This window comes from Streptomyces solincola (assembly GCF_002982015.1).
Taxonomy (GTDB): Bacteria; Actinomycetota; Actinomycetes; order Streptomycetales; family Streptomycetaceae; genus Streptomyces; species Streptomyces solincola.
In genome coordinates, this window is sequence record NZ_PVLV01000334.1 from 1 (window position 1) to 12798 (window position 12798).

The following is a 12798-nucleotide window of genomic DNA, read 5'->3' on the forward strand; positions in this document are numbered from 1 at the left end:
GGCGGGCAGGGCCACCGCCGCCCCCTCGGCCGCGCTGGCCCTGCCCGCCCGACCCGACCGTCCCGCCGCTCCGTCGGCGCAGTTCCGTTCCTCCTTCGAGCCGGACGAGCGGAAACCGGACTGGCAGGACACCGTGGAGACCGACGCCGCCGGGGGCCCGCTCGCCTCCGGCGTGGACGGCGGCTTCTCCACCGGCATCCCGGGCAACGTCACCGACCGGGTGACCACCGTGCGGGCCAGCGGCGAGAACGCGGGCGCCGGGGAGACCAAGGAGAACCTGGTCGACCTCCAGCCCGGCACCAAGTGGCTGACCTTCGCCTCCACCGCCTGGGCGGAGTTCGACTTCGACAAGCCGGTGCAGGTCGCCGCCTACGCGCTGACCTCGGCCAACGACCACGCCGAGCGCGACCCCGGCACCTGGACGCTCAAGGGCTCGGCCGACGGCAGCAGGTGGACCGTCCTGGACACCCGCGAGAAGCAGACCTTCGCCAAGCGCTTCGAGACCAGGACCTACGACGTCGACGAACCGGCCGCGTACGCGCACTACCGGCTGGAGATCACCGCCACCGCCGGGACCTCCTCCATCGTCCAGCTCTCCGACGTGCAGTTCTCCGACGGCGACGAGAACGCCCCGGTCCCGCCGGAGATGCGCAGCCGCGTGGACCGCGGTCCGGGCGGCTCCCCCACCGCCAAGGCCAATGCCGGCTACACGGGCGTGCGCGCCCTGCGCTACGCCGGCTCGCACACCGCCCAGGGGCGCGGCTACTCGTACAACAAGGTCTTCGACGTGGACGTCGCGGTCCGCCGGGACACCGAGCTGTCGTACCGGATCTTCCCCGCGATGGCCGAGACCGACCTGAAGTACCCGGCCACCCACGTCTCGATCGACCTGGCCTTCACCGACGGCAGCTACCTCAGCGGGCTCCGCGCGGTCGACAGCCACGGCGGCGGGCTCTCCCCGCGGGGGCAGGGCGCGGCCAAGCGGCTCTACGTCAACCAGTGGAACCAGGTGACCGCCTCGATCGGCACGGTGGCGGCCGGCAGGCGGGTGGACCGGATCCTGGTGGCGTACGACGCGCCGAAGGGGCCGGCGAAGTTCCAGGGCTGGATCGACGACGTCTCCCTGCGCCCCGCGCCCCGGCTGGAGCGGCCGGGCCGGCCCTCCGACTGGGCGTCGACCGTCCGGGGCACCAACTCCAGCGGTTCGTTCTCCCGGGGCAACACCTTCCCGGCGACGGCGGTGCCGCACGGCTTCAACTTCTGGACGCCGGTGACCAACGCGGCCTCCACGAGCTGGCTGTACGACTACGCGCGCGGCAACAACGCCGACAACCTGCCCGCCCTCCAGGCGCTGGCGGCCAGCCACGAACCGAGCCCCTGGATGGGCGACCGGCAGACCTTCCAACTGCTGCCCTCCGCGGGGCCTGGTGCGCCGGAGACCGACCGGGTCAAGCGGGCGCTGCCGTTCCGCCACGAGAACGAGACGGCGAAGCCGCACTACTACGGCGTACGGTTCGAGAACGGCCTGAAGGCCGAGATCACCCCCACCGACCACGCCGCGATGATGCGCTTCTCCTACCCCGGCGCGGACGCCTCCGTCGTCTTCGACAACGTCACCACCCAGGGCGGCCTGACGCTCGATCCCGCCACCTCCTCCTTCACCGGCTACTCGGACGTCAGGAGCGGCCTGTCCGCCGGCGCGAGCCGGATGTTCGTCTACGGCGTCTTCGACGCGCCGGTCACCGACTCGGCCGCCGAGGGCGTGAAGGGCCACTTCCGCTTCGACGCCGGCAAGGACCGCACCGTCACCCTGCGGATGGCGACCTCGCTGATCGGCACCGAGCAGGCGAAGGCCAACCTGGCCGCCGAACTCCCCGCGGGCTCCCGCTTCGAGCGCGTCCGGGAGAAGGCCCAGTCCGCCTGGGACCGCATCCTGGGGCGGGTGAGCGTCGAGGGGGCCACCCGCGACCAGCTCACCACCCTCTACTCCAACCTCTACCGGCTCTACCTCTACCCCAACTCCGGCTTCGAGAAGGCGGCCGGCAAGGACCGGTACGCCTCGCCGTTCTCCGCGCCCACCGGCCAGAACACCCCCACCGGGACCGGCGCGAAGATCGTCGACGGCCGGGTGTACGTCAACAACGGCTTCTGGGACACCTACCGCACCACCTGGCCGGCGTACTCCTTCCTCACCCCGCGCGCGGCCGGCGAGCTGGTGGACGGCTTCGTGCAGCAGTACAAGGACGGCGGCTGGATCTCCCGCTGGTCATCGCCCGGTTACGCGGACCTGATGACCGGCACCTCCTCGGACGTGGCGTTCGCCGACGCGTACGTCAAGGGCGTCGACTTCGACGCGGAGGCGGCGTACGAGGCGGCCCTGAAGAACGCCACCGTCGTCCCGCCGTCCTCCGGCGTGGGCCGCAAGGGCATGGACACCTCGCCCTTCCTCGGCTACGCCTCCACGGCCACCCACGAGGGCCTGTCCTGGTCCCTCGAGGGCTACCTCAACGACTACGGCCTGGCGAAGATGGCCGAGGCCCTGCACCGGAAGACCAAGAAGCCCCGCTACCGCGAGGAGGCGGCGTACTTCCTCAACCGCGCCCGCGGCTACGTCAACCTCTTCGACGCCGAGGCCGGCTTCTTCCAGGGCAAGGACCCCAAGGGGGCGTGGCGGGTGCCCAGCGGCGCGTACGACCCGCGGATCTGGGGCTACGACTACACCGAGACCAACGGCTGGGGCTACGCCTTCACCGCCCCGCAGGACAGCCGGGGCCTGGCCAACCTCTACGGCGGCCGCGCCGGCCTCGCGGGCAAGCTGGACGCCTACTTCGCCACCCCGGAGACCGCCTCGCCCGAGTTCACCGGCTCCTACGGCAGCGTCATCCACGAGATGACCGAGGCGCGGGACGTGCGGATGGGCCAGTACGGGCACTCCAACCAGGTCGCCCACCACGCCACGTACATGTACAACGCCGCCTCCCAGCCCTGGAAGACGCAGGAGAAGGTGCGCGAGGTGCTCTCCCGCCTCTACACCGGCAGCGAGATCGGCCAGGGCTACCACGGCGACGAGGACAACGGCGAGCAGTCGGCCTGGTGGCTGTTCTCCGCGCTCGGCTTCTACCCGCTGGTGATGGGCAGCGGGGAGTACGCGGTCGGCTCGCCGCTGTTCACCAAGGCGACCGTCAGGATGGACAACGGCCGCACCCTGACCGTCCGCGCGCCGGACAACAGCGACCGCAACATCTATGTGCAGGGCCTGAAGGTCAACGGCAAGCGCTGGGACTCCACCGCGCTCCCCCACGACCTGCTGGCCCGCGGCGGCGCCCTGGACTTCGCCATGGGCCCCCGCCCCTCCGCCTGGGGGACGGGCGCCCGGGCCGCCCCGGTGTCCATCACCACCGACGACCGGGTGCCCACGCCCCGCCGCGACGTCCTGTCCGGCGCCGGCGCCCTGGTCGACGACACCTCGGCGACCTCGGCCCCCGTGGAGTCGGTGGAGCTGCCGGCGCCGGCGTCCGGCGCCCGGGCCGTGCAGTACACCCTCACCTCGGCTGACCGGGCCAAGGCCCCGGCGGGCTGGCGGCTCCAGGGCTCCCGGGACGGCACGGACTGGCGCGACCTGGACGTCCGCTCCGGCCAGTCGTTCGCCTGGGACCGGCAGACCCGCGTCTTCACGGTCGACCGGCCCGGGACGTACCCCCGCTACCGGCTGGTGCCGGAGGCGGTCGCGGGCGGCCCGGCGGTGCTCGCCGAGGTCGAGCTCCTGGCGGGCGGGCGGTAGGACGCCTCCCGCGACGGCGAAGGAGCCGCACCCCGTCTCGGGGTGCGGCTCCTCCTCGTGTCGTGCCTGTCGTGCCTACTTGCGGATCAGGCTCCGCAGCACGTACTGCATGATGCCGCCGTTGCGGTAGTAGTCCGCCTCGCCGGGGGTGTCGATGCGGACGACCGCGTCGAACTCCACGCCGGTGTCGGTGGAGACCCTGACCGTACGGGGGGTGGTGCCGTCGTTCAGCTCGGTGACGCCGGTGATGGAGAAGGTCTCCTCACCGGTCAGGCCCAGCTCCTCGGCCGAGCCGCCCTCCGGGTACTGGAGCGGCAGCACGCCCATGCCGATCAGGTTCGAGCGGTGGATGCGCTCGTAGGACTCGGCGATGACGGCCTTGACGCCGAGCAGCGCGGTGCCCTTGGCCGCCCAGTCGCGGGACGAGCCGGAGCCGTACTCCTTGCCCGCGAGCACGACGAGCGGGATGTCCTGCTCGATGTAGTTGCGGGAGGCGTCGTAGATGAACGCCACCGGAGCGTCGGCCTGCGTGAAGTCCCGCGTGTAGCCGCCTTCCGTGCCCGGCGCGATCTGGTTGCGCAGGCGGATGTTGGCGAACGTGCCGCGGATCATGACCTCGTGGTTGCCGCGGCGCGAGCCGTAGCTGTTGAAGTCGCGGCGCTCCACACCGTGCTCGGTGAGGTACTGGCCGGCCGGGGTGTCGGCCTTGATGGCGCCGGCCGGGGAGATGTGGTCGGTGGTGACCGAGTCGCCGAGCTTGGCGAGCACCCGGGCGCCGGTGATGTCGCCGACCGGGGACGGCTCCATCTCCATGCCCTCGAAGTACGGGGGCTTGCGCACGTAGGTGGACTCGGCGTCCCACTCGAAGGTGTTGCCCGTCGGGATGGACAGCGCCTGCCACTGCGCGTCGCCGGCGAAGACGTCCGCGTAGGACTTGTTGAACATGTCCTCGCCGATGGCGTTGGCGACGACGTCGTTGACCTCGGCCTCGGTCGGCCAGATGTCCGCGAGGTGGACCGGCTTGCCCTCGGTGTCCACACCGAGCGCGTCGCGGGTGATGTCCACCTTCATGGAGCCGGCCAGCGCGTAGGCGACGACCAGCGGCGGGGACGCCAGGTAGTTCATCTTGACGTCGGGGTTGATCCGGCCCTCGAAGTTCCGGTTGCCCGACAGCACCGAGGTCACCGCGAGGTCGTGGTCGTTGACCGCCTTGGAGACCTCCTCCGGCAGCGGGCCGGAGTTGCCGATGCAGGTGGTGCAGCCGTAGCCGACGAGGTTGAAGCCGACCTTGTCGAGGTACGGGGTGAGGCCCGCCTTGTCGAAGTAGTCGGTGACGACCTTGGAGCCGGGGGCCAGGGTGGTCTTGACCCACGGCTTGCGGGTCAGGCCCTTCTCCACCGCCTTCTTGGCCACCAGCGCGGCGGCGACCATGACGTACGGGTTGGAGGTGTTGGTGCACGAGGTGATCGCGGCGACGGTGACCGCGCCGTGGTCGATCTCGTACGTCGACCCGTCGGGGGCGGTGACGGTGACCGGGTTGGACGGGCTGGTGTCGACTCCGCGGCCGCCGGACTGCGGGGCGCCGGAGCCGTTGTCGTCGTGCCCGTAGGCGGGGGCGTCGGAGGCCGGGAAGGACTCGGCGCTCGCCTCGTCCACCGGGGAGGCGACCCCGTGCGGCTTCTCCTGCTGCGGCACGCCGGAGCGGCGGTCGTCGCCGCCGGTGACGCCGGCCTCGACGTAGTTGAGGACGTCGCTGCGGAACTGCTCGGCGGCCTCGGCCAGGACGATGCGGTCCTGGGGGCGCTTGGGGCCGGCGATGGAGGGGACGACGGTGGAGAGGTCCAGCTCCAGCTTCTCGGAGAAGTCCGGCTCGGCGGCCGGGTCCAGCCAGAGGCCCTGCTCCTTGGCGTACGCCTCGACCAGCGCGACCTGCTGCTCGCTGCGGCCGGTGAGCTTGAGGTAGTTGAGCGTCTCACCGTCGATCGGGAAGATCGCGGCGGTCGAGCCGAACTCCGGCGACATGTTGCCGATGGTGGCGCGGTTGGCGAGCGAGGTGGCGGCCACGCCCTCGCCGTAGAACTCCACGAACTTGCCGACGACACCGTGCTTGCGCAGCATCTCGGTGATGGTGAGCACCAGGTCGGTGGCGGTGGTGCCGGGCTTCAGCTCACCGGTGAGCTTGAAGCCGACGACGCGCGGGATCAGCATGGAGACCGGCTGACCGAGCATGGCGGCCTCGGCCTCGATGCCGCCGACGCCCCAGCCCAGCACGCCGAGGCCGTTGACCATCGTGGTGTGGGAGTCCGTGCCCACCAGCGTGTCCGGGTACGCCTGGCCGTTGCGCACCATGACCGTGCGCGCCAGGTGCTCGATGTTGACCTGGTGGACGATGCCGGTGCCGGGCGGGACGACCTTGAACTCGTCGAACGCGGTCTGGCCCCAGCGCAGGAACTGGTAGCGCTCCTTGTTGCGCCCGTACTCCAGCTCCACGTTCTGCCCGAAGGCGTCGGCGGTGCCGAACTTGTCGGCGATGACGGAGTGGTCGATGACCAGCTCGGCCGGGGCGAGCGGGTTGATCTTCGCCGGGTCGCCGCCGAGCTCCTTGACGGCCTCGCGCATGGTGGCGAGGTCCACCACGCAGGGGACGCCGGTGAAGTCCTGCATGATCACCCGGGCGGGGGTGAACTGGATCTCCTGGCTGGGCTGGGCCTGCGAGTCCCACTCGCCCAGGGCGCGGATGTGGTCGGCGGTGATGTTCGCGCCGTCCTCGGTGCGGAGCAGGTTCTCCAGCAGGACCTTCAGGCTGTACGGGAGGCGCGCGGACCCCTCGACCTTGTCCAGCCTGAAGATCTCGTACGACTCGTCGCCCACGCGCAGCGTGCTGCGGGCGTCGAAGCTGTTCGCCGACACGACAGTCTCCTTCTTCAATGTGCGCGTTCCCACCGCATCCTGCCGCGACGACTCTGCGCCGATCCGCTAAGGTAAGACTTAGTTAGGTAACCCTTACCGGGTCGGCGCGGCCACGGTGCCACTGCGGTGCGCCTTCCGACAGATATCTCGATGTCGAGATAACTCTAGTACATGACCGTCGCCCGGTCATGCCCTGACGCGTGTGACCGCCCCCTCACACCCGCCGGACCGACTGCCATGCCGCCCGGCGGGTACCCGTCGAGGGGCGGGCCACCCGTCCGGCCGCCCCCACCGCGCGCCGCCGCCGATACCGCCCCACGCTTGGAGCGGGAGCCGGTGCACGCGTCACCAGGAGCCGGTGTACACGTCACTCCTTCACCACCCCCACCGCGAGAACATCTCATATCTGAGATAACCTGCGGACATGTCAGACGACTACCTCGTACGCATCGGCAAGCTCATCCGTGACGCCCGCCAGCACCGTGGCTGGACACAGACGCAGCTCGCCGAGGCGCTGGCCACCAGCCAGAGCGCCGTCAACCGCATCGAGCGCGGCAACCAGAACATCAGCCTTGAGATGATCGCGCGCATCGGTGAGGCGCTCGACAGCGAGATCGTGTCCCTCGGCTACTCCGGCCCGATGCACCTGCGCGTCGTCGGCGGCCGCCACCTCTCCGGCGCGATCGACGTCAAGACCAGCAAGAACGCCTGCGTCGCCCTGCTGTGCGCCTCCCTCCTCAACAAGGGCCGCACCACCCTGCGCCGGGTCGCCCGCATCGAGGAGGTCTACCGCCTCCTCGAAGTCCTCAACTCCATCGGGGTGCGCACCCGCTGGATCAACGACGGCCTCGACCTGGAGATCATCCCGCCCGGCCACCTCGACATGGCCGCCATCGACGCCGACGCGGCCCGCCGCACCCGCTCCATCATCATGTTCCTCGGCCCGCTGCTGCACCGGCTGCGCCAGTTCAAGCTGCCCTACGCCGGCGGCTGCGACCTGGGCACCCGCACCATCGAGCCGCACATGATCGCGCTGCGCCGCTTCGGCCTGGACATCACCGCCACCGAGGGCCTCTACCACGCCGAGGTCGACCGGGACGTCACCCCCGACCGCCCCATCGTCCTGACCGAGCGCGGCGACACCGTCACCGAGAACGCCCTCCTCGCCGCCGCCCGCCACGAGGGCGTCACCGTCATCCGCAACGCCTCCTCCAACTACATGGTCCAGGACCTCTGCTTCTTCCTCGAAGCCCTGGGCGTGCGGGTCGAGGGCATCGGCACCACCACCCTCACCGTCCACGGCGTCCCGCAGATCGACGTCGACGTGGACTACTCCCCCTCCGAGGACCCGGTCGAGGCGATGAGCCTGCTCGCCGCCGCCGTCGTCACCGAGTCGGAGCTGACCATCCGCCGGGTGCCCATCGAGTTCCTGGAGATCGAGCTGGCGGTCCTGGAGGAGATGGGCCTGGACCACGACCGCTCCGGCGAGTACGCCGCCGACAACGGCCGCACCCGCCTGGTCGACCTCACGGTCCGCCCCTCCAAACTCGAAGCACCCATCGACAAGATCCACCCGATGCCGTTCCCCGGCCTCAACATCGACAACGTCCCCTTCTTCGCCGCCATCGCGGCCACCGCCCAGGGCCAGACCCTCATCCACGACTGGGTCTACGACAACCGGGCCATCTACCTCACCGACCTCAACCGCCTCGGCGGCCGCCTCCAACTCCTCGACCCCCACCGCGTCCTGGTCGAAGGCCCCACCCGCTGGCGCGCCGCCGAGATGATGTGCCCGCCCGCCCTGCGCCCGGCCGTCGTCGTCCTGCTCGCCATGATGGCGGCCGAGGGCACGTCGGTGCTGCGGAACGTGTACGTCATCAACCGGGGTTACGAGGACCTCGCGGAGCGCCTGAACTCGGTGGGGGCGCAGATCGAGATCTTCCGGGACATCTGAGGGCCGGAGCACCAGTAAGCCGGGGCCGGGCGTCAACCCGGGCCCCGGCTCTGGCTCCGGCTCTGGCTCTGGCTCTGGTTCTGGCTACGGAATCTCGTACTCCGCCCACACCGTCTTCCCGGGTCCACCCGCCCTCGGGCGCCAGCCCCAGCGGGCGGCCAGCCCCTCGACGAGCACCAGCCCCCGCCCACCCGTCGACTGCGGGTCGGGCTGGGGCAGACCACCAGGGCGAGGCAGTTGCCGCTCGGTCCGGGTGTCGCTCACCTCCACCCGTACGACGACGGGACAGGGCTCGGCCGTGCCACGCAGGGCGAGGTGAAAGCCCCTCCCCGGCACGTGCCCGTGCCGCACCGCGTTCGCCGTCAGCTCGGCGGTGATCAGCACCACCGCCTCGTGCGGCCCGCTCCCGTACGGCATCCCCCACTCGTGCAGCCGCACGCCGACCAGCCGGCGGGCGGGCCGGGCCCCGCGCGGCGTGGAGGTGAACCGCATGGCGAGGGACAGGGTGCCCGAGTACGTCTGGACGCTGGCTTGTTGGCAGGTATTGCCAAAACCGTCGAGGTTGCTCTTCATGGCCCGAACGATCCCCCTGGTGGCGTAGCGTGACCAGTGGTGACGCACCGACGCGACATGCTTGTACGCGCGGCGTCGACACAGGTACGCGGGGCACGGCAGGACGAGCGCCCGGCCAGATGCTCGTTCCGGGGAGGCAGGTGGCGGGGCATGACGTCGGACCAGACAGCGCCAGAGCCCGAGCTCGGGTCAGAAGCCAAGGACGCCGATGACGGTGGCCGTGCCGCCGACAAGTCGGGGCAGGGCGTGGTCGCGGCCTTCGGGCAGAGTCTGAAGACGCTGCGGTTGCGGGCGGGGATGGAGCGGGAGGAGCTGGGGAGACGGCTCGGGTACTCGGCGTCCAGCATCGCGTCCTTCGAGCAGGGGCGCAGGATCCCGCCACCGAGGGCGATCGACCGCGCTGACCAGGCGGTCGACGCGGACGGTCTCCTGTCGGTGTGGAAGGAGGAAGTCGAGAAGGCGCAGTACCCGGTGTTCTTCCAGGGCATGGCGCAACTGGAGAAGCAGGCCATAGAGCTGCTGTCGTACAGCACCATGGTCTGCCACGGACTCGCGCAGACCGAGGAGTACATGAGGTCACTCCTCGCCATGCGGCGGCCGCCTCTGGACACGGAGACCATCGAGCAGCGCGTAGCTGCCCGACTCGCCCGGCAGGACATCTTCGATCGACGTCCGGCGCCTCTGCTGAGCTTCGTGATGGACGAGTCGGTCCTACGGCACCGATACGGCGGCAAGGGCGTACTGCGGGGCCAGTTGGAACACCTCCTCCTCATCGGCCAGAAGCGCAACGTCGAGCTTCAAGTCATGCCCGTTGACTGCGAGGACAATGCGGGCGTAAACGGCCCGTTCACCGTCGTCACACGCAAGGACGGCAAGAAGTTCCTCTACGTCGAGGCTCAGAACACCAGCACCCTGGTGACCGACCCCGAACAGACGACTCTCGCCTCTGCGCGCTATGGGATCATCCGTTCGCAGGCTCTCAGCCCGCGAGAGTCGCTGGAGTTCATCGAGAAGTTGCTGGGAGAGCTATGAACAACACTGTGCCCCTCGCCTGGTTCAAGAGCAGCTACAGCGGAACCGAGGGCGGCGAGTGCGTCGAGGTCGCGGCCGGCGCGGGAGTCGTCCACGTCCGTGACTCGAAGGCCGTGGCAGGACCGGCCCTGAAGGTCTCGCGCGAGTCGTGGGCGGGCTTCGTCGGGCTCGCCTCGACGGAGTAGTACAGCCGGCACTTGTACGCGCTGGAGCCCTGCCAGTCGGTGTGGCGCGGCAGGGCTCTCGGCACCTTCCATAGTCCGCCTATCGTGATCTCGCAGGGCGGTGACCAGCGCCCAGCAGGCCTTCCGAGCCGTCAGGCCGAAACGAATGGTGAACCCTCCAGGGTCGATGAGCACGCTGAGAGCCGTCGCGGTGTAAGCCGGTGGCAAAACTCTGCTCGCAGGTGCGGGCCACGCAGAGGCGGATGGTGGCCGCGCCCTCGGGGTCGAAGTCGGCCGGGGGCCAGGAGATGGTGGCGCCCGAGCCGCCGCCGGACTTGGTGCCGGGAGGCGGGGTGGAAGGCGAGCAGGCGGAGGTGAGGTTGGTCAGGGCGGTGAGGACAGTGAGGGCGCTGGCAGAAGCAGAGTACGTCGCGTCATCGTCATCCCCCCCGGGACCACTTTGCGGAAGGAGCGCCGTCGGGTCGTAGGCTGGAGGGTGGGCGCGCGTGATCATGAGGGGGACTTGTGACTGCGGTGAGCCTTGAGCACACCACTGTGCCGGCCGACAGCGGTGAGGTGACGCTGCTGATCGCGCGGCGGGTGGAGGCGGGGTACGAGGTCGCCTTCGAGAAGTGGGCGCGGGGGATCCTGGAGTGCGCGGCCACGTTCGAGGGGCATCTGGGGTACGGGTTCTTCCGGTCGTCGGGCGGGGAGGCGCCGTGGTTCCTGGTGCACCGGTTCCGGGACGCGGAGGCGTGCCGGCGGTGGCAGGAGTCCCCGGAGCGGGCGGCGTGGTTCGCCGACTGCCAGGGGCACCGGCACACCGAGATAGCCCGGCGGCAGTTGACGGGGATGGAGACGTGGTTCGCCAAGCCGGGGTCCACTCGGCCCGCGCCGCCGAAGTGGAAGATGGCGATCAGCGCGACGCTGGCGATCTACCCGATCTCGCTGGCGGGAGGCTATGTGCTGGTGCCGCGGCTGACGGCGCTGCCGCTGGTGCTGAGCAGCGCCGTCGTGGCGTGCGTCTTCAACGTGCTGATGACGTATGTGTCGATGCCGGTGGTGAGGCGGTTGCTGAAGGGATGGCTGCGGGGGTAGGGCGTGCCGGCGGACGCGGGGTGGTCAGGCGGCGGAGTACGGCAGGAGGGTGCGGTCGGTGCGTTCCCAGGCGGACTTGAGGTCGGCGAGGAGGGCGGGGCGGGTGGTGGCCAGGTCGGCTTGTTCGCGGGGGTCGGCGGCGAGGTCGTAGAGGTGGTCGCGGCCCTGGGCGTCGCGGTAGTACTTGTGGTCGCCGCGGCGCAGGGCGCGGTTGCCGCGGACGCGCCAGAAGAGGTCTCGGGCGGGGACGCGTTCGCCGCGCAGCAGGTAGCCGGCGAGGCTGTGGCCGTCCAGTGGGTAGGCCGGGTCGGGGCGGGCGCCGCCGAGTTCGAGGAGGGTGGCGGTCCAGTCCGGGGAGTAGACGGGCTGGTGGCTGACCTGGCGGCCGTCGACGCGGGCGGGCCAGCGGAGGATGGTGGGGACGCGGATGCCGCCTTCGAGGAGTGAGGACTTGGCACCGCTGAGGGGCCACTGGTAGGAGAAGCGCTCGCCGCCGTTGTCGCTGGCGAAGACGACGATGGTGTTCTCCTCCTGGCCGGAGCGGCGGAGGGCGGCGAGCACGCGGCCGATGGAGGCGTCGAGGTCCTGGACCATCTCGGTGTACTTCTCGACCGAGCCGCCGTCATGGTGGAGGAGGGCGCCCAGGACGTCGCCCGAGCGGATCTTGGCGGCGATCTCGGCGCCTTGCTCCTCGTCCTCCTCGGTGAGCCAGGGCCAGTGCGGCGTGGTGAAGTTGAGGTTGAGGAGCCAGGGGCGGCCCTGGTGGCGGCGGCCGGATATGTAGTCGGCGGCGCGCTCGGTGAGGATGGTCGTGTAGTAGCGCAGGTCCTTGTAGGTGGCGTCGCCTTCGTAGAGGTCGTAGTCGCCGAGCTGCCCCAGTTTGGAGAAGTACTCCAGCGCCCCGCCGAAGTTGCCGAAGAACTCGTCCCAACCGGACTTGGTGGGGCTGTAGTCGGGCAGCCAGCCGCAGTGCCACTTGCCGATGAGGGCGGTGTCGTAGCCGGCCCTCTTGAGGAGGGAGGCCAGGGTGGGGTGGTCGGGGTCCAGGCCCTGGGTGCGGTTGCCGATGGGCTCGGCGAGCCCGCCCCTGGTGCGGCCGGGGAAGCGGCCGGTGTAGAGGCTGAAGCGGGTCGGCGAGCAGGTCGCGGAGCCGGAGTAGCCGTCGGTGAAGCGCACGCCCTGGGCGGCGAGCCGGTCGAGGTGGGGGGTGCGGATGTGGGGAGCGCCGTAGGAGGAGAGGTCGGCCCAGCCCAGGTCGTCGGCCAGGATGAAGAGGATGTTGGGGC

The 12798-nt window shown here is 70.5% G+C and carries 8 protein-coding genes; 5 read left to right on the forward strand and 3 right to left on the reverse strand.

Going from position 1 to position 12798, the window contains the following annotated elements:
• Positions 1-34 precede the first annotated feature (34 nt).
• Positions 35-3781 carry a GH92 family glycosyl hydrolase gene (locus tag C6N75_RS20805; protein ID WP_105870435.1) on the forward strand — a complete coding sequence of 1249 codons (3747 nt, stop codon included), beginning with the start codon at positions 35-37 and terminating at the stop codon, positions 3779-3781.
• A gap of 75 nt (positions 3782-3856) precedes the next feature.
• Here the strand turns inward: C6N75_RS20805 and C6N75_RS20810 are convergent, their stop codons facing one another.
• The gene (locus C6N75_RS20810; RefSeq protein WP_105870428.1) at positions 3857-6691 is read right to left on the reverse strand and encodes an aconitate hydratase; all 2835 of its coding nucleotides are present in this window, start codon (positions 6689-6691) and stop codon (positions 3857-3859) included.
• 424 nt (positions 6692-7115) lie between these two features.
• Here C6N75_RS20810 and C6N75_RS20815 point away from each other — a divergent pair, with 424 nt between their 5' ends.
• The gene (locus C6N75_RS20815; protein WP_105870429.1) at positions 7116-8645 is read left to right on the forward strand and encodes a helix-turn-helix domain-containing protein; all 1530 of its coding nucleotides are present in this window, start codon (positions 7116-7118) and stop codon (positions 8643-8645) included.
• A gap of 84 nt (positions 8646-8729) precedes the next feature.
• Here the strand turns inward: C6N75_RS20815 and C6N75_RS20820 are convergent, their stop codons facing one another.
• On the reverse strand, positions 8730-9218 hold the full coding sequence (locus C6N75_RS20820; protein ID WP_322888064.1) for an ATP-binding protein: 489 nt from the start codon (positions 9216-9218) through the stop codon (positions 8730-8732).
• Between the two features lie 150 nt (positions 9219-9368).
• Here C6N75_RS20820 and C6N75_RS20825 point away from each other — a divergent pair, with 150 nt between their 5' ends.
• From C6N75_RS20825 to C6N75_RS20835, 3 genes are all read left to right on the forward strand, one after another.
• Positions 9369-10250, forward strand: coding sequence for a helix-turn-helix domain-containing protein (locus C6N75_RS20825; protein ID WP_105870431.1), 882 nt, complete (start codon positions 9369-9371; stop codon positions 10248-10250).
• Entirely contained in the window at positions 10247-10435 is a 189-nt protein-coding gene (locus C6N75_RS20830; protein ID WP_105870432.1) for a DUF397 domain-containing protein, read from the forward strand. The genes C6N75_RS20825 and C6N75_RS20830 overlap by 4 nt, the downstream gene beginning before the upstream one ends.
• A 513-nt stretch (positions 10436-10948) precedes the next feature.
• Positions 10949-11512: an antibiotic biosynthesis monooxygenase gene (locus C6N75_RS20835; protein WP_258177518.1), complete on the forward strand. Its 564-nt coding sequence runs from the start codon at positions 10949-10951 to the stop codon at positions 11510-11512.
• 24 nt (positions 11513-11536) lie between these two features.
• Here C6N75_RS20835 and C6N75_RS20840 read toward each other — a convergent pair.
• A partial coding sequence (locus C6N75_RS20840; RefSeq protein WP_105870434.1) for a sulfatase family protein occupies positions 11537-12798 on the reverse strand: 1262 nt, incomplete at its 5' end.